The following is an 18,086-nucleotide window of genomic DNA, read 5'->3' as shown; positions in this document are numbered from 1 at the left end:
CTCTTCAGATCATTACTCGAAATCGTGATATTACCTGAAAACGTGCCCGCTGTCGAACTCGGAAAAGTTACTGTAACTGTCTGAAAACCCTCGGGTTCCAGCGTGAACATAGAAGGCTCAAACGCCAGCCCCGATACATCGCTCTCAATGCCCGTAATCTCCAAAGGCGCAGTACCTGTATTCTTAACTGTGAAAGTCTTTTGAACCGTCTGCGCAGCCTCAACAGTACCAAAATCAACTGCCGTCTCCTGAACAGCGATTACCGGCACGGGAGGCGGTTGTACGATCACAGAAACGGATAATGTCTGTGTTGCACGATCTGGGTCATTACTCGAAATCGTGATATTGCCCGAAAAGGTACCTTCCGTTGAACTCGGAAACCTAATCATAACTGTCTGCGAACCATTGGGTTCCACTGTGAACATAGAAGGTTCAAACGTCAGACCCGATACATCGCTCTCAATGCCCATAATCTCCAGCAGCGCAGTACCCGTATTTTGAACCGTAATCGTCTGCTGAACCGTTTGTGCAAACTCAACAGTGCCGAAATTAACCGCCGTTTGCTGAACAGCGATCACTGGCACGGGAGGCGGTTGTACGATCACAGAAACGGATAATGTCTGTGTTGCACGATCTGGGTCATTACTCGAAATCGTGATATTGCCCGAAAAGGTACCTTCCGTTGAACTCGGAAACCTAATCATAACTGTCTGCGAACCATTGGGTTCCACTGTGAACATAGAAGGTTCAAACGTCAGACCCGATACATCGCTCTCAATGCCCATAATCTCCAGCAGCGCAGTACCCGTATTTTGAACCGTAATCGTCTGCTGAACCGTTTGTGCAAACTCAACAGTGCCGAAATTAACCGCCGTTTGCTGAACAGCGATCACTGGCACGGGAGGCGGTTGTACGATCACAGAAACGGATAATGTCTGTGTTGCACGATCCGGGTCATTACTCGAAATCGTGATATTGCCCGAAAAAGTGCCCGCTATCGAACCTGGAAACCTAATCGTAACTGTCTGCGAACCATTGGGTTCCACTGTAAACATAGAAGGTGCAAACGTCAAACCAGACACACCACTCTCTATACTCGTAATCTCAAGAGAACCCGTACCTGTGTTTGTGATCGTAATCGTCTGTTGACCTGTTTGACCGGCCTCAATAGTCCCAAAATTAACTGCTGTTTGCTGAACAGCGATCACAGGCAAAGGGGGCGGTTGGACTATGATAGAAACGGATAATGTCTGTGTTGCACGATCCGGGTCATTACTCGAAATCGTGATATTGCCCGAAAAAGTGCCCTCCGTCGAACTCGGAAACGTAATCGTAACTGTCTGTGAACCGTTGGGAGCCAGTGTGAACATCGTAGTATCAAACGTCAAACCCGGCACATCGCTCTCAATACCCGTAATCTCCAGGGACGCAGTACCCGTATTCGTAATCGTAATCGTCTGTTCACCCGTTTGACCAGCGTCAATAGTCCCGAAATCAATAGCTGTTTGCGGCACAGAGATCGCTGGCGTAGGTGGCGGTATTTGCGCCAACAGTTCATTAACCTTGTTTTCCACTTGAGTAACAGAACTTGAACTCAGATTACCTGTAGCGGGCAATGCCACATTCCCATTGGGACCAACCACAACGAAATTCTCATACGAAGCCGGAGCAGAACCACTCGCATTTAGAAGCATGGGAAAGGTGATGCCTCTGCTAAAACCCTCAACCTGAGTACGACTACCACCCCAGGTATCAAGACCGAGCATCTCAACATTGGGATCTGCTTTATACTTTTGCCATAAATCTTCAAGTCGCGGCACCGCCGCTTGACAGGTTGGTCAGCCATACCCAATAATCGCAAGTATGAGCACTTTGCCGCGATAGTTAGAGGCACTATATGTATTGCCGTCAATGCCCCGTAGAGAAAAATTAACCGTTTGTGCAGAAGCGGTCCCAACGAGCAAAAACAGAATCATCGGGATGGACAATAGATATTTGCGCATGGCACTTATCCTCATATATTAAGCGATGGTGTAGTGGACGGTCAAAACCTTCTGGATCGCGGCTCAACTTCATGCCGCAATGACGGCTTTCCTATACTGAAGATATCAACGCTTCAATCTAACAGAAGTTTCTCCACAGGTCAACCACAAGGAGCGAGCGATGGACATCCTCACCGAAGAAAAAAAATCGTTTTTTGACACCTTTGGATTTCTCGCATTTCCGGGATTATTGGCAGATTGCATCGACGAAATTATCGAAGCATTTGAAACGATATGGGCACAACGGGGAGGTGGACACAATGGGCAACCGCACGACGGCATCCGTCGATCGTGCATTGTGCCATTTATCGACCAGCACGAACGCCTGTGCGCCCTCTTAGATGATCCGCGAATAAAAGAAATCCTGGTCGGATTACTCGGTGAAAACTTCAACTACATGGGATCAGACGGAAATTACTATGCCGGAGACACGCAATGGCATTCGGATGGCTGGGGCAAGGAAATTCGATTTGTAAAAATCGCCCTGTACCTGGATCACTTAACGCGCGACACGGGTTGTTTGCGTGTCATCCCCGGGAGTCATCATCTCAAAGATACATACGCAAATAATGTCGAAAACACCGTCCGAAATTCCCAGGATGAATGGGACATGCACGGACCAGACATACCTGCATTAGCCCTGGAAACCAACCCGGGCGATGTCGTCTTATTCAACCACAACCTCAAACACGCGGCCTTTGGAGGCAGTCCACGTCGGCGGATGTTCACCATCAACTGCAGCGAACGCTTCCCTGAAGATGAAGAACACATTGAACTGTTAAAAACACAGATTGCCGCACGCGCGCGATTCTGGAACGATCGCGCATACGGAAAAATCATGCTCGCAACCGCTGGATCCGAACGCAAAAAACATCTGGAACAAGTCATGGCACACGACGATCACCTCGCCGAACTCTCCGCACGCGCAAGAGAAGAAATGCCCGAGCCATCGCGCGGATAACGGGTTCGGTCGCGTTTAGATTACTGGATTGCGGCTCAAAACCATGCCGCAATGACGAGTGTCAGAATGTCCACCTATTAAAACCCCACAAAGCCCTGTGTCTTGGATCACAGGGCTTTTTTTTGTTTAGGAATCCGTGTTCAGGAGTCACATATATATAGCGGGCGGAAAACAAGCGATCAACAATCGTCTATCCGGAGTCACAATGAGCAAACGCGATGCAGAGCAAGTACAAAAAATACTGTCTGGCGACCAGGCTGCTTACGAACCGCTGGTTGAGGCGTATCAAGGGCGCATCTTTGCTTTTGTAGCAGGTCGAATCCGCGACTTTTCCGCAACTGAAGACATCGTACAAAATGCGTTTGTGGAGGCATACATGCACCTCAAGTCTCTAAAATCGCCCGAAAAATTCTCAGGTTGGCTGCGAGGAATTGCACTCAATTTGTCAAACAAATGGCTTCAGCAGAAGCGTCCAATCGTCTCAATTGACGATACATCACAAGATGTAACACCTGAAATATCGGAATTTCCACTGCCAGACTTACCCGACGAAGCACTGGAAAAAACCGAAACAAAAGAAGCTGTTACAGCCGCCGTGGATGCATTGCCAGACATTTATCGAGAATCAGTACTGCTCCACTACATGGAAGGCATGACCTATCCCGAAATCGCCGTCTTTCTCAACATCCCCGAAAGCACAGTAACCGGTCGCCTTCAGGTTGCGCGCAATCGCTTGCGCGACGAATTGATGCCGCTGGTAGAAGACACACTCCTCGAAAAACGTCCGACACCTCAACTAACGCGCAAAATAATAGCCGCATTACCCCCGCTATTGTACGCAGTGCCAACGCAGGCGAGTCTGCTCGCAAAACTGAAAGGAACGGGCATGATAAAAATAACGGGTATCATCGGCGCAGGGATCGCGGGAACGGGATTGTATTTTGGTGGAATATCGGCAGTGTTGAATTTAGGACAAGAAAACACTGAGCCATCCCAGGTGCCCCAAATACAGCTCGAATTGGAAAACCCCGCTCAAAATGAGCAATCCGTTCCTGAGAAAACTGACGAAACAGAGGGCGTAGAATCTTCGCGACGAGAAGTCCAATCCGATTCTGATACAAGTGGCGATACAGAAAAACTAGACTTCAGAATGGAAACTTCGTCACAAGATTCACTGGTAAAAATTGTGTACTGGATACCAGAGACGGTCTATTCAGACTCCGTCTTTATAGAACTCGAATGCTACAATAATATGGGCATGATAGTAGCCAAACCGGTTAATAAAACACACGCACCGGGTTCTTATACGACGTTCTTATCTAAACAAGGACTTCCCGACGGAATATACTTCGTAAGATTAAGAGCAAATCGATCAAACAAAAACGCAATGGTACGAAAATTAAATCTAATTTGGACAGACAGAAAGTGAGGCTCAGAATGTATTTCAACAAGTGCAAACTGGTAGCAAGTCTGGCAATATGTCTAATTGCATATTCTCTGTGTTTTGCACAACAGCCAACCCATTCCAAAGAAGAAAAGAATCGATTTCGCCAATTTGCGTCCGGGTACCTCCCCAAGACCCCAGATCAGTATTGGGAAGGCATTCTGGGACTGGAGCAACTGCTTGTAGATTATCCCAATACCTTTTTGAAAGGCGACATCTCCATCACCCTGTTGGGTTATTACCAGCACGTCACCGATGATCCACACCTGTTGATAGAGCTATGCGACAAAATGCTCGCATTGCGAATGCATGCTAACGGTGCTTACGAAACGGCTGCTCGGATACTCGTAGATAAGAAAGTTCGATCTGATAAAACGATTCTATATGCACAAAACGCATTAAAAGAAGCATTGCAGAACCAGGAAAAATGGGAGAATTACGGTAAAAGAGAACTCATCTGCCGGGATCTATTGGCGCGTGCTTATCAACTCCTTGGGCAACACGACCGTGCTGTTGCGGAAGCAAAGACTGTAATTCTCGACTGGCAAACCCGGGAGGATTTAGGCGACCTGGAAATGGCATCTCGGCAGGCATCAGTAGATAGGGCAAAGACCCACTTGCTTCAGATCTATATCGACCAAAAAGCATGGACAGAGGCTTATGAACTCGCCTCAGAACTATTGCTCTCATCGATCATCCGCACGGATATAGCAGAATTATGGAGCCAGGCTTATGCTGGCAAATTCGGTTCAGGTGCAGGCATGAGCAAAGCATACGTTGCCTTAAAAGCCAAGTGGGATAAAAAAATTATCCAACGCGTCGAAAAAAAACGCATCTCACGCCCTGCACCCACCTTTGAAGTCCAAAAGTTAGACGGCGAGAAAATCACTTCAGAGGACTTAAAAGGCAAAGCTATGGTACTAACATTTTGGGCGGGATGGTGCAGCCCGTGCATTGAAGAACTGCCCTATCTCCAAAACCTCAAAACGCAATTTCGCAAACAAAATGTTGAATTTTTAGCGATAAATATCGACCAGGACAGCTCAATGCGCCGGGATATGGTCGCCAGCTTTCGGTACCAGAGCGCACCGCTTTTAACCTTTGCATTGGGCGATCTGCAAATCCGAAAAGCGTTTGGCTCCGACGAGATTCCCTATACCTGCATCATCGATCAGAACGGACAGATTCGATATGAACGCAAGGGATTAGGTGCGGACTTCAGCGTGGCAATGGCGCATCAATTGGAGTGGGTCATCGGAATGAATGAAGCGCAGTAACGAAAGTCACCGATAAAATAAAACGGGCTGTGAGTAGATGCATAGCCCGTTTTTATTTTGCAAACAGAATAACCACAAAAAAATAATTTTAGCCTTGCTTGTGTACAAGTAAAGTTGTACAATTAAATATGCCTGATCGAGAATACATCTTATTTCAAGGTGATCAATACACTATTGAATGGTATTATGGATCAAGTGGTAAAAGTCAGGCTCTAACATATTTTAATCGCTTAGACCGGAGACAAAAAATAAAACTTATTAAGCTGGTCGAGATAATGGGAACGATAGGTGTTATTAGAAATAAGCAACAGTTCAATTATGAGGGGAATAGTATTTATGCTTTTAAGCCTCAACCCAATCGTTTTCTCTGTTTTTTTTATTCTGGAAAGAAAATTATTGTAACCAATGCCTTTCAGAAGAAAACTCAGAAACTGCCAAAAGGGGAAAGGGAAAGAGCTTTGCGGGCCAAAGCAGATTATGAGCAGCGAATTGAGAGGAGATGCTATTATGAATAAAAAACCGATATCTACTTATGACCGGCTGATGCAAGAACCAGAGTTTCGAGAAGAATACGAAAAGGAATACAAAGAATTTGCCCTTTCGGAATTACTTCTGGCACTTATGGATGGTGATGACAAATCGGTTCGTAAATTGGCAAAAGAAGCGGGCTTATCCGCCAATACAATTCAAAATATCCGATCTGGAAAACAGCAAGACATTCGCTTACAGAGCTTTAAAAACATCGTGCAAGCTTACGGATTCCGGATTATTTTGGAAAAAGATGGAGAGCGGATACCTGTTGCATGATACCAAGTCTTCAACTGTACACAAAATAAAAGGGACGCAAAACATTTCGCGTCCCTTTTGCTTTTTAATTTTCAATCACTACGAGAGAATCTCATCAATCTCTTCCATCTCCTCATCGCTGAGGCACCAGCCAATAGTCGCGGCATTTGCCGTGACCTGCTCGGGCGTGGTAGCCCCGGCAATCACAGAACACACACAGGGATTGGCGAGAAGCCATGCAAAAGCCAGATCGAGAATCGTGTGATCGCGTTCCCGTGCAAATTCTTCCAACGCCTCCAGAACATCAAAATTCTTATCCGTGAACATACCGCGGTCGCCCTCTGCCAAACGCGTGCCCTCGGGCGCTGGTTCATCCCGGCGATATTTACCCGTAAGAAAACCACTGGCAAGGGGAAAATAGGGCAAAATGCCAATACCGTAAGACTTGCAAAACGGCACAAGCTCTGCCTCAACCTCGCGGTCGAGCATACTATAGCGGGGTTGCACAGTCGAAAACGCAACCAGATTCTTCGCACGCGAAGTCCAGACCGCCTCACACACCTCCCACGCCATAAAATTTGAACAGCCGATATAGCGCACCTTGCCCTGAGCAACGAGATAATCGAGCGCGTGCAAAGTCTCCTCAATAGGCGTATTGGAATCCGTCTGGTGAATCTGATAAAGGTCAATATAATCCGTATTGAGACGCTTGAGACTATCCTCGACCTCTTTGAGAATATGGTAACGCGAATTGCCGCTCATATTCGGTCCATCGCCCATACTCATCGACACCTTAGTCGCCAGAATAAACGCATCGCGCTTGCCTCTAATTGCCCTGCCAATATAGGACTCCGACAGCGTGTCCCCGTACATATTAGCCGTATCGATCAACGTAATCCCCTCATCCAACGCCCGATCCATAACACGCGCCGTACCCCTCGCATCGAGGCGCCTGCCAAAATTATTGGTCCCCAACCCAATAGCCGAAACCTGAAGCCCAGAATTGCCGAGTTGCCGATATTCCATTTAAAAACCCCTTCATATTGTAAAAACACATTGCAAATTTACAAGACTGTTGTAAAAATGCATTGTAAACTTACAAAACTGTTGTAAGATTGCAATCTCACAGATACAAATAACCACCCGTAGAGACAAACTCGTATGTAAAATTAAAAGGAATAAGATGCAGAGAGGGACAAAGGCGTGTGAGAGCGGTTGAATTTGAGGCGATCCAATGGGATAGATTGCCAGGTCTCATAGCTGGCAAGTTTACCAATAAGACTGCCGACACCGGCACCGACCCCAGAAATAACAACCGTCTTGGGACTCAGAACAATATTGGCAAGAGCCGACCAGCCGGTCTCGTTACTCCTGTTCAAATCGGACGAAGAAAAAATAACACCAATACAGAAACCCGTAACCAGACCGGCTTTGAAGCCCTTCCCGATATGGGATGTCTTGCTCAGATTAATCGACAGTTGATCCAGTTCCGAAACCGTCAGATTTTTGTACTCATCGCGATTATGCGTATCTGCTAAAACGATCAAAGAGTCGCTCACACTCGCAATAACACCCGCAAATCGACTATCTGCTACTTCCGCAATGCCAATAACAGCCCGGTGCCCGGGTATGACACCAGTCCGAGTCAAAAATCGACGCGCCCGGGGATTGAACTGCACGGCAATTCTTTTCGTCTTCTTTACGCGCAAATGATCAATAGACTGATAGGGAATGCGGCGCCTATAGGGCAACTGATTTGTGACAATTGTGACCACATAGCCCTGTGTGCGATTGACATAGCCTCGAAAACGCCTTTTTTGCGCGCCGGAAAAATACGCCCCCTCGACATACGTCCCGATCTCGAGCTCTTTTACTCTTTCACTTACATCACTCGCATAACTCTGCGTACAAAACTGTCCCAGCAGAAATATCAGAAATATCGAACAGGTCTTAAAAGCGCGAAAAAAAAAGAAAGACAAGATAGACGATCCGTGAATGGAAAATATTACGTTTTGTCTTTGGACGGAATATAGCGGTTGGCGAGCTCGACATAATCCTCGCGAATCGGCGAGAAAATATCGAGAGCGACACAGGGACCATCTACTGCCTCGGCCCGGTGTGGCACATGGGCGGGAATCAGAAAAGCTTCGCCGGGTTCAACCGTGCGGGTCTCACCATCAATCGTGAACTTCATCCTCCCCTCAATCATCATCCCCCCCTGTTCATGGGGATGGCTGTGCATCGGCACCACAGCACCCGCATCAAACTCAACGCGCGAGAGCATCAAATTCTCCCCATAAGGCGTCCGAATGCGCACGCCGGGCGCGACTTCGTTAGCAGGATACTCATCCCAATCAATAAACGACATCTTATATAGCTCTCGAAAAGTGTCCAACAGGAATATTTTCTGTCCTCTCAGGAGACCGCACGCGCCTCCGCGTCAATCGCGCCAAAAAGTTGTCGCGTCATCAAACGGGCAGCACTGGCGTGCATGCGCTGTCCCACAGCGGCGATTGGCCCACCGATTTGCACATCGCCCTCAAACGAAATCCGCGTATTCTCGCCTTCAGGGGCGAGTACCACAACGCCCTGTCCCTTGACAAACCCGGTCGTACCCTTGATATCGACCACCATCGTATAGCGCTCGGGCGGTTGAATATCTGAAAGCGTGACACTACCCGTGTATTTGCCGCGAACCGGACCAATCCCCGCTGAAACAGCCATATCGTAAACCCCATCTGCCCTGTGTTCCAGCTTGTCGCAGCCGGGCATACAACGAGCGAGCACCTCGGGATCGATAAGCAATTCAAAAGCGCGCTCAACCGTCGCGCCAATCGTGTGTGTACCAGAGAGTTTCAAAATGCCTCCTGAAAAAATACAGCCCCCTTCCCCGAAAGAGAAGGGGGCTGTAAAATCAAACTGCGCGTTCAATAGCCTGGCTCAATGCCCGTTGTGCGAACACGCGTGCCAAATGGGCGCGGTAATCGCCAGAAGCGTGGTGATCTTCCTGAAATTCCTCCACGCCATCAGCCGCATGGGTTGCCGCATCGGCAACAGCGTCAATACCCTGCCCCACAAGCGCGTCTTCGACCGCATGTGCGCGATACGCCGCAGGCGCAACACCGGTAATACCCACAGCCACAGAAGCGCAGTTGCCCGCATCATCCAGCGTCACCTGAGCCGCAACGCCTGCAAGGGCAAAACCGGACGCAGATTGTCGCATCTTGACATACGCACCACCCGAATTCTCGGACGGCGTCGCAATGCGAATACCCGTGAGGACCTCACCCGGTTGCAAATCTGTAATAAAGAGATCCACAAAAAAATCAGACGCAGCAACCGCGCGTTCACCATTGGGACCGACAATATCGAATTGTGCATCAAGGGCGAGCATGGTCGCTGGCCAATCAGCAGCCGGGTCAGCATGGGCAATACTCCCGCCCACAGTGCCTCGATTCCGCACCTGCGCATCGCCGATCTCCGCTGCGGTCTCGGGCAAAAGTGAACATTTTGAAGGCAACAAGCGATGGCTTTCCACAGCATAATGCGTGGCCAGAGCACCAATGGTAATGGTCTCATCGCCTGCAGTCACTCTTTTCAAGCCAGCAATACCGCCCAGATCAATAACGACCGAAGGCGCGGCAAGACGCAATTTCATAGACGGAATCAGACTGTGACCGCCCGCCAGTACTTTGGCATCGTCGCCGAACTCCTGCACCAGCCGCATCGCACTTCTCAGAGTTTTGGGTGCGTGATAATCAAAGGGGGTCATTGTTTATGTCTCCTGCATGAGTTTCCAGAGTTTTTCAGGGCGCAAAGGCAGATCAATATGTCGCACGCCAAAAGGTTTCAGCGCGTCAATCACCGCATTGGCTATCGCGGGCGTGGAACCAATCGTACCCGCTTCGCCCACACCTTTGACACCCATTGGATTGACGGGCGAAGGCGTAACGGTATTCGCCAGTTCAAAGCGCGGGAAATTATGCGCTTTGGGCAAAGCATAATCCATAAATGAACCGGTGATCATCTGCCCGCTTTCGTCGTAAATGGCTTCCTCGTAAAGGGCTTGTCCCACCCCCTGTGCAATACCGCCGTGTACCTGGCCTTCAACAATCAGCGGATTGATAATATTCCCGCAATCGTCAACGGCGATATAGCGCTGTATCTCGACCTCACCCGTATCTGCATCCACCTCGACCACGGCGATATGCGTACCAAAGGGATAGGTAAAATTCGGCGGCTCAAAAAAGTGCGACTCAGCCAAACCGGGTTCTGTTCCCTCCGGAAGTTCCACACCCACATGAGCCACCATCGCGATCTCGCCCAAAGTGAGACCCGACTCGGGCGCACCCTGAACGCAGTATTTGCCATCTTCAATCACGATATCCTGCGGATTGCTCTCCAGCAGATGCGCGGCGATATTGATCACCTTGTCTTTCACCTTACCCATCGCGTGTACCATCGCCGTACCACCTACAGCCGTCGCGCGACTGCCGAAAGTACCAATCCCGTATTGCACCGTATCCGTATCGCCGTGGATAATGCGAATATCGTCAATATCAACGCCCAAACCATCGGCAATAAGCTGGGCAAAAGTGGTCTCCTGCCCCTGTCCGTGAGGCGATACACCCGTGAGCACAGTCACCTTACCCGTGGGATCTATGCGCACAGTACTGCTCTCCCATCCACCCGCGGGCATCGCAGCCGAAGGACCCATACCGCAAATCTCCACATAAGTGGAAAATCCAATACCCAGGTATCGACCCTCTTCGCGCAATTGGGCCTGCTGCTCGCGCAAAGCCTCGTAATCGGCGATCTTGAGCGCCTTGTCAAGCGCAGCCGTATAGTCACCACTATCATAAGCCAGAGCAGTCCCCGTTTCATAAGGGAAAGCATCTTTATCGATAAAGTTATTGCGCCGCACCTCCAGAGGATCCAGATCCAGATCGTGCGCCACCACATCGATCATGCGCTCGATGAGATACGTGGCCTCGGGACGTCCCGCACCCCGATAGGCATCCGTCGCCATCTTATTGGTAAAAGCGGCCGTGAGATTCATCTGCACATTTTTAAATGTATAAGAACCGCACAACATCAATCCCGTAAGCGTGGGAATGGCCGGCGTGAGCAACTGATAATAAGCTCCCACATCAGCCGTAACCGTGTATTTGAGACCGAGGATCGTACCGTCGTCTTTCACCGCAAGCTCGACATCCCCGGTCTGATCGCGTCCGTGAATCGTATGCACAAAATTTTCACGCCGCCCTTCAATCCACTTCACGGGCTGCCCGAGATATTTCGCCATATGTCCAAGCAGGGCCTCTTCGGCATACACATTGAGCTTGCAACCAAAGCCACCGCCCACTTCCGGCGCAATAACGCGCACATGGTTCTCGGCCATACCCAGCATAACGGAGATTTGCGTGCGCAAAAGATGTGGAATTTGCGTAGATGACCACAAGTTGAGCTGATCTTTACCGGGTAAATATTGGGCAACCACGCCGCGTGTCTCCATCGGATTGGGAACCAGACGCTGATGGTCAATCCGCTGGCTGACGACGTGATCGGCCTCGGCAAAAGCCGCATCCACATCGCCCCCGGCAATGCTCCAGGTAAAAGCCATATTATCGTCCCAATCTTCGTGAATAACAGGCGCGCCATCGGCAAAAGCCGCATCAGCCGAATTTATCGCATCGAGAGGTTCGTAATCGACCTCGATCAAATCCAGTGCATCCTGGGCGATATACGCATCGGTCGCTGCAACAGCGGCGATGGGTTCACCGACAAAACGCACCTTTCCCGTAGCGAGCACGGGATGGTGGGGCACCTTAATACCCGGAAACCCCTCCGGATCTGTAGCCGCACAGGGAATCCCACCAATGACGTCTTTGACATCATCGCCAGTGACAACAGACTTGACGCCGGATAAATTTTGAGCCGCATCGGTATTAATACCATTGATGCGCGCATGGGCATAAGGGCTTCGCAAAATCGCGACATGCAACAAATTGGGCAGCTTAATGTCATCGACATAATGTGCAAGGCCCTGAATCAATCGGGGGTCTTCTCGGCGCTTAATACGGGCGCCAACAGATTTGCTAACTGGCATGGGGCGCCTCCTATCTGGTCATTTTTTTCGATGCGTACTGAACCGCATCGACAATGTGTTGATACCCTGTACAGCGGCACAAATTGCCTTCTATACCGCGTCGAATATCGGCTTCACTGGGTTTGGGATTGCGTTCTAAAAGCTGGTGCGCGGCAATAATCATGCCCGGGGTGCAAAAACCGCACTGCAATCCGTGACACTCCCAGAAGCCCTCCTGAATAGGGTGCAATTCACCATTTTGGGCAAAGCCCTCAATGGTCGTAATTTCAGCACCATCGGCTTGCACTGCCAAAACCGTACACGATTTGACAGCATCTCCATTGAGCATCACACTGCACGCGCCACAAAGGCTGGTCTCACAGCCCACATGCGTGCCAGTAAGCCCGACGACATCGCGCAAAAAATGCACGAGCAACATCCGCGGTTCCACGTCGTGACTTTGATGCTCCCCGTTCACAGTGACTTCAATTTTCACGCAAGCCTCCTTTGAAAAGGGGGGGGAAGAAAAAATAAACTTACACTCTCTCGCAAGATATGGCGCATGAGAACGCCATGCAAATAGTTTCTCTAACGCACAGGTGAACCGTCTAGGGATACGATCCATTATTTATTTTTTTCTTTATCTAATTTTTCGAGTGCTCTGCGGGCAGATTCTTGTTTGGGCCTCCACTTGAGAGCAGTTTGGAACGCCTCGCGGGCCTTTTGGATTTCGTTTTGATGAAGATAAATTTCCCCTATCCGGTTATATGCGTTACCTCTTGTCCGTTCTGAACCTGGTGGTAGAATTTGCAGACACGCTTTGAAGTATTCAAGACCGAGATCAAGTCTGTCTCCAGATTCCGCTAATATGCGTCCCAAAGCGTATAATGCATTCATTTTACGTGCTTGAAATGTTATTATCTTTTCAAATGATGAAATAGTTGTATCGCGCCTTACCGATAGTGAATCGGTCGTTATCTGGAGACATTGTTCCGCAGCGCGATATGCTCGATCAAGTTGTTTGAGACTCAGCAAATAAGTACGGAGCGTACTTAAGGCACGACTGGAAAAAGGGTGTTGTTGCACATAAGATTCGAGCAACTCAACGGCTTCTTCAAGGCGTTCTGTTCGACTGAGATACCCACTAAGCTGTAAAACGGGTAATTCACTGGACGGATCTTTTTCTAACGCAGTTCTCAATTCCTGTTCTGCTTTATCCAACTCATCTTTTCTGCGATAAATTGTAGCTTGTGCTAAATGTCCCCTGATGGGATCGCGCATCTTAATCTGATCAGCCTGATTTTGGGCTTCTTTTTTCTTTCCCCCCAAAATACCCGGTGCATTGAGGTGATAGCCCATTAAGAAAAACCGTGCCTGAATATGATCCGGATCTAAGGCAATAGCTTTCTCAACAGCTTTTTTTGCATTACGGGCGTATCCAGGTTTTCTAAAAATGCTGGCTTTAATCCCTTTTTGACCATACATTTGCGCCAGCCAATAATGATAATTGGCATTTTGGGAATCGGATTTAGTGGCTTTCTCAAAATGGTCAAAAGCATCATCTGTTCTGCCATCCCAAACTGCGAATCGCCCCAGAAGAAAATGTATCTCGCCTCTATCCGACGATGTTTTTAAGAGCGTTTGCAAATGCGCCTCTGCCTCCTCATAGTGCCCGGCAATAAATGCGTCAAAAACCTGGCGCAACGACGCATCGGCCTTTCCCATCGAGAGCAGAATCCACAGAGCCAGAATTAAATATCTCAAACGCATTATTTTTTACCCCTTTCGTAATTTGGCGAGATAGCAACTACCCATTATACAACAGGAGAAATCCATGAAAACGCTTTATTACGTCGCCGACCCCATGTGTTCCTGGTGCTGGGGATTTCAGCCAGTACTGGAAAAAGTAAAAGAAGCCGTACCCAAAGAATTGTCACCCGTATATATCATGGGTGGATTGGCGCGCGACACCGATGACCCCATGCCCGATGCGATGCGGGCGCATATCCAGCGCGCATGGCGCGAAGTCGCAGCCATAACAGGTGCGAATTTCAACTGGGACTTTTGGAAAAAATGTGAACCGAGGCGATGCACATATCCATCTTGCAGGGCATTTTATGCGGCTCAAAATCAGGGAGCGGGAACTGAGATGTTCGAGGCAATCCAACGCGCCTATTATCGGGAAGCACGCAACCCATCAGATGCAGAAGTCCTCGTTGCATTGGCGGGTGAAATCGGGTTAGACACACAGCAATTTGCCCGCGACCTATCCTCACCCGAAACAGAACAACAGATGCAAGATGGATTTAACATCAGGCGGTCGATGAACGCCAATCAATTTCCAAGCCTCGTCATAAGAAACAACGCGTCCGCAACCTTCATCACCCGAGGGTATAACGACGCGGAAACCGTATTGGCCTACCTGCACGCCGCACTAAAATAAAAAAATCCGCATTTTGTGCAACTCGATAAGCGCGTATTTCTCGTACATTCACAGCACAGAGAACATCGCCTTGACATCCATGAGAAGTTTTGAAATATTAAAGCCCAATATATCTGCAACCAAAATGGGAAGGAGAGCGCAGAAATGGCCGACCAAAACATACCGACACAAGATCAACAAAACGAATTATTATTCATGCAACTGGTCATGATGTTTCAGGGCATGGCATTGCAAAACCTGGGCAAAGTGATGAACCCGGTAACCAACCAGATCGAGCGCAACCTGGACCAGGCCAAAAACATGATTGACCTCCTGGGCATGTTGGACGAAAAAACAAAAGGCAACTTAAACGACAACGAGCAAAAATTAATGGAACACGTATTATTTGAACTGCGAATGAACTATGTGGATGAGCTCAAAAAGGATGAAGCCGCAGAAGAGCAAGAAGAAGAGCAAACAACAGAAGAGCAAGAAGAAGATAACAGCACTGAGGAGAAAAAAAATTGAGCACACCCCAAAAATGGTCGGCTTGCTGCTTACTACTCATCATGTATCTACCCTTGAGCTGTGCTTATTACTCCACATCTGCCACGGGCAGTGGTGGCATCCGCTCCGTCGCTGTGCCGCTCCTCGACAACGAAAGCCTCGAAGCCAGTATTCACCAGGCATTGACAGACAGCTTAATACAGGGATTTGTCTCTGATGGTGCCCTGCGCGTAGTCGAAGAAGATCAGGCCGATGCCGTACTGCAAGGCACTGTACTGGAAATCAAAGAAGAACCCTTTACCTACGGCGGACAAGTGAGTGCCGAACAATATCAAATCTCCGTCTATGTAAAAATGGCCTTTTACGACACGCGAGAAAAACAAACACTCTGGGAAATTGACCGCATGCGCGGCTACGGCATCTACGACGCGGCAAGCCAACGCGACCTCGCCCGCACACAAGGCATCGGCGACGCGCTACGCATGCTCTCCAAAGACGTCGTAGATCGAACCCAGGTAGGCGGATGGTAAAAAAAGGAAATATATATGCCTGAAGAAAACGTCGTCGTCGATGACTTCATGCAACTGATCGGCGGCACGCCCCTGATACGCTTAAACAGTATGGCGACATCCGACATGGCCGAAGTCGTCGTCAAAATGGAATCCTTAAATCCGGCTCGCACGGTAAAAGATCGCATAGCCCTATCCATGATCGAAGCCGCAGAACGCGACGGACACTTAAAACCCGGCATGACCATCGTCGAACCGACCAGTGGCAACACCGGCATTGGTCTGGCAATGGTCGCAACCGCGCGAGGTTATCGCCTGATACTAACCATGCCCGACTCCATGAGCCGGGAACGACGCGACCTGCTCGAAAGTTACGGCGCCGAACTGGTCTTAACCCCGGGCGACCTCGACATGCCCGGCGCTGTCGCAGAAGCCGAACGAATCCTCAACGAATCGCCCGAAACCACTTTTATGCCCCAGCAATTTAACAACCCTGCCAATCCAGAAATACACCGCCAAACCACAGCCCGGGAAATATTAGAAGCCGTTGACGGCCACCTCGACGTCTTTGTCGCAGGCATAGGCACGGGAGGAACCATCACAGGCGTGGGCGAAGTTTTAAAAACCGAATTAGACCACATACGCGTAGTCGCAGTCGAACCCGCCAAATCCCCGGTCCTATCGGGCGGAGAGCCAGGATTACACGGCATCCAGGGCATCGGCGCGGGATTCGTACCCTCAGTACTCAACCGCGATGTCTTTGACGCGCTCATATGCGTACGCGACGAAGACGCCATCAAAACAGCTCGCAAACTTGGACGCGAGGAAGGCATTCTCGCCGGCATATCCGCCGGAGCAAATGTATTCGCCGCCCTGCAAATCGCCCGCGACCTCGGACCGGGCAAGCGAGTCGCAACCATAATCTGCGACTCGGGCGAGCGGTACTTCAGCGTACCCGAATTCTTACAAGCGTAGTTAATCCCACTTACAACCGGAGACCCTCATGAGCAATATCCCCAATTACTTGAAAAATTACGCCGACCTCTACGCCGACAACCCGCGTGCTGCCGCACTACAGTGGTTTCGCGAAGCGCGTTACGGCCTGTTCTTACACTATGGACTCTACTCTCTAATAGGACGACATGAATGGGTGCAACTGCGAGAACTCATACCCGTAGCCGAATATGCAAAACTCATTGACGACTTCACCGCTGAAAACTTCGATGCCGAGCGCATCGCGCAATTTGCCGTTGACTGCGAAATGAAATACATCAACATCACCACGCGGCATCACGACTCATTTTGTCTATTCGACACAGCGGAAACGGATTTCAACAGCACCAATGCCCCAGTGGGACGCGACCTGATCAAAGAACTGGCCGAAGCGTGTGATCGACACGCACTCGGACTGTGTTTGTACTATTCCCACGGAAGGGACTGGAAACATCCACATGCCCCCAACAACGACGAATGGGGTGGACAGGCAAGACCCAAATACGACCCGCCCGAACCGAGCTATGCCACGGGCGCGGCGCACAACCTGCAAATCTATCTCGACTTCATGCAGGCGCAAATCACAGAACTGCTCACAAATTACGGACCCGTAGCCGCAATCTGGCTGGACGGTATTGCCGTTCCCAACAACGGCGACAAAGAAAAATTTAAAAGTCAGGAACTCTACGACTATATCCACAGCGTACAACCGCAAGTGCTTGTCTCCTACAAACAGGGCTTGCTGGGCACCGAAGACTTTCAGGCACCTGAACATCAGGCTGTAACACAGACAAACAAACCCATGGAAATCTGCACCACAATGTGTTCTGGACCAGGTGGAAAAGGCGTATCCTGGGGCTATCTCGCCGAAGGAGGCCACCACAAAAATGAGGAAGAAGTTTGGACGGCATTGACAGCAGCGCGGGAAAGCGGTTGCAATCTATTGTTAAACACCGGACCCCTGCCCGATGGATCACTCGACGAAAAAGATGTACCAGTACTGCTCGCAGTGGGCGAACGCATTCGCAAAGAGGGCTTCCCGGGAGAGGGAGCCTGA

The 18,086-nt window shown here is 49.5% G+C and carries 20 protein-coding genes; 10 read left to right on the top strand and 10 right to left on the bottom strand.

What is annotated here, in order from left to right; genetic code table 11:
- On the bottom strand, positions 1-1,766 hold a 1,766-nt coding region (locus OXH16_16230), incomplete at its 3' end, for a choice-of-anchor D domain-containing protein (protein MCY3682946.1).
- A gap of 72 nt (positions 1,767-1,838) precedes the next feature.
- Positions 1,839-2,003 carry a hypothetical protein gene (locus OXH16_16225; protein ID MCY3682945.1) on the bottom strand — a complete coding sequence of 55 codons (165 nt, stop codon included), beginning with the start codon at positions 2,001-2,003 and terminating at the stop codon, positions 1,839-1,841.
- A gap of 160 nt (positions 2,004-2,163) precedes the next feature.
- On the opposite strand from OXH16_16225, the gene OXH16_16220 reads away from it, so the two are divergent.
- The 5 genes from OXH16_16220 to OXH16_16200 all read left to right on the top strand — a co-directional run bounded on the left by OXH16_16220 (position 2,164) and on the right by OXH16_16200 (position 6,531).
- Positions 2,164-3,003: a phytanoyl-CoA dioxygenase family protein gene (locus OXH16_16220; GenBank protein ID MCY3682944.1), complete on the top strand. Its 840-nt coding sequence runs from the start codon at positions 2,164-2,166 to the stop codon at positions 3,001-3,003.
- A gap of 205 nt (positions 3,004-3,208) precedes the next feature.
- A complete protein-coding gene (locus OXH16_16215) occupies positions 3,209-4,432 on the top strand; it encodes an RNA polymerase sigma factor (protein MCY3682943.1) in 1,224 nt (407 codons plus the stop codon).
- An 8-nt stretch (positions 4,433-4,440) separates the two neighbouring features.
- Positions 4,441-5,724: a TlpA disulfide reductase family protein gene (locus OXH16_16210; GenBank protein ID MCY3682942.1), complete on the top strand. Its 1,284-nt coding sequence runs from the start codon at positions 4,441-4,443 to the stop codon at positions 5,722-5,724.
- 128 nt (positions 5,725-5,852) lie between these two features.
- The gene (locus OXH16_16205) at positions 5,853-6,239 is read left to right on the top strand and encodes a type II toxin-antitoxin system RelE/ParE family toxin (protein ID MCY3682941.1); all 387 of its coding nucleotides are present in this window, start codon (positions 5,853-5,855) and stop codon (positions 6,237-6,239) included.
- Positions 6,232-6,531 carry a hypothetical protein gene (locus tag OXH16_16200; GenBank protein MCY3682940.1) on the top strand — a complete coding sequence of 100 codons (300 nt, stop codon included), beginning with the start codon at positions 6,232-6,234 and terminating at the stop codon, positions 6,529-6,531. Before OXH16_16205 ends, OXH16_16200 begins: the two co-directional genes overlap by 8 nt.
- A gap of 78 nt (positions 6,532-6,609) precedes the next feature.
- On the opposite strand, the gene OXH16_16195 is transcribed toward OXH16_16200, so the two are convergent.
- The 8 genes from OXH16_16195 to OXH16_16160 all read right to left on the bottom strand — a co-directional run bounded on the left by OXH16_16195 (position 6,610) and on the right by OXH16_16160 (position 14,368).
- Positions 6,610-7,536 carry an aldo/keto reductase gene (locus OXH16_16195; GenBank protein MCY3682939.1) on the bottom strand — a complete coding sequence of 309 codons (927 nt, stop codon included), beginning with the start codon at positions 7,534-7,536 and terminating at the stop codon, positions 6,610-6,612.
- 143 nt (positions 7,537-7,679) lie between these two features.
- Complete coding sequence (locus OXH16_16190) at positions 7,680-8,489, bottom strand: hypothetical protein (GenBank protein MCY3682938.1); 810 nt, start codon at positions 8,487-8,489, stop codon at positions 7,680-7,682.
- A 26-nt stretch (positions 8,490-8,515) separates the two neighbouring features.
- Complete coding sequence (locus tag OXH16_16185; protein ID MCY3682937.1) at positions 8,516-8,878, bottom strand: cupin domain-containing protein; 363 nt, start codon at positions 8,876-8,878, stop codon at positions 8,516-8,518.
- A gap of 47 nt (positions 8,879-8,925) precedes the next feature.
- On the bottom strand, positions 8,926-9,369 hold the full coding sequence (locus tag OXH16_16180) for a carbon monoxide dehydrogenase subunit G (protein ID MCY3682936.1): 444 nt from the start codon (positions 9,367-9,369) through the stop codon (positions 8,926-8,928).
- A 55-nt stretch (positions 9,370-9,424) separates the two neighbouring features.
- A complete protein-coding gene (locus OXH16_16175) occupies positions 9,425-10,282 on the bottom strand; it encodes a xanthine dehydrogenase family protein subunit M (protein ID MCY3682935.1) in 858 nt (285 codons plus the stop codon).
- Positions 10,283-10,285: 3 nt separating this feature from the next.
- On the bottom strand, positions 10,286-12,619 hold the full coding sequence (locus OXH16_16170) for a molybdopterin-dependent oxidoreductase (GenBank protein ID MCY3682934.1): 2,334 nt from the start codon (positions 12,617-12,619) through the stop codon (positions 10,286-10,288).
- A 10-nt stretch (positions 12,620-12,629) separates the two neighbouring features.
- Complete coding sequence (locus tag OXH16_16165) at positions 12,630-13,094, bottom strand: (2Fe-2S)-binding protein (protein ID MCY3682933.1); 465 nt, start codon at positions 13,092-13,094, stop codon at positions 12,630-12,632.
- A gap of 128 nt (positions 13,095-13,222) precedes the next feature.
- Positions 13,223-14,368 carry a tetratricopeptide repeat protein gene (locus OXH16_16160; GenBank protein MCY3682932.1) on the bottom strand — a complete coding sequence of 382 codons (1,146 nt, stop codon included), beginning with the start codon at positions 14,366-14,368 and terminating at the stop codon, positions 13,223-13,225.
- Between the two features lie 64 nt (positions 14,369-14,432).
- Here OXH16_16160 and OXH16_16155 point away from each other — a divergent pair, with 64 nt between their 5' ends.
- The 5 genes from OXH16_16155 (at position 14,433) to OXH16_16135 (ending at position 18,086) form a co-directional block, all read left to right on the top strand.
- A complete protein-coding gene (locus OXH16_16155) occupies positions 14,433-15,041 on the top strand; it encodes a DsbA family protein (GenBank protein MCY3682931.1) in 609 nt (202 codons plus the stop codon).
- A 144-nt stretch (positions 15,042-15,185) separates the two neighbouring features.
- Positions 15,186-15,548, top strand: coding sequence for a DUF1844 domain-containing protein (locus OXH16_16150; GenBank protein ID MCY3682930.1), 363 nt, complete (start codon positions 15,186-15,188; stop codon positions 15,546-15,548).
- The gene (locus tag OXH16_16145; protein ID MCY3682929.1) at positions 15,545-16,057 is read left to right on the top strand and encodes an LptE family protein; all 513 of its coding nucleotides are present in this window, start codon (positions 15,545-15,547) and stop codon (positions 16,055-16,057) included. The genes OXH16_16150 and OXH16_16145 overlap by 4 nt, the downstream gene beginning before the upstream one ends.
- A 15-nt stretch (positions 16,058-16,072) precedes the next feature.
- Positions 16,073-17,011 carry a cysteine synthase A gene (cysK, locus tag OXH16_16140; GenBank protein MCY3682928.1) on the top strand — a complete coding sequence of 313 codons (939 nt, stop codon included), beginning with the start codon at positions 16,073-16,075 and terminating at the stop codon, positions 17,009-17,011.
- Positions 17,012-17,039: 28 nt separating this feature from the next.
- Entirely contained in the window at positions 17,040-18,086 is a 1,047-nt protein-coding gene (locus tag OXH16_16135; protein ID MCY3682927.1) for an alpha-L-fucosidase, read from the top strand.

It is taken from the genome of Gemmatimonadota bacterium, assembly GCA_026705765.1.
Lineage (GTDB): Bacteria > Latescibacterota > UBA2968 > UBA2968 > UBA2968 > VXRD01.
This window is presented reverse-complemented; position numbering and strand designations above follow the sequence as displayed.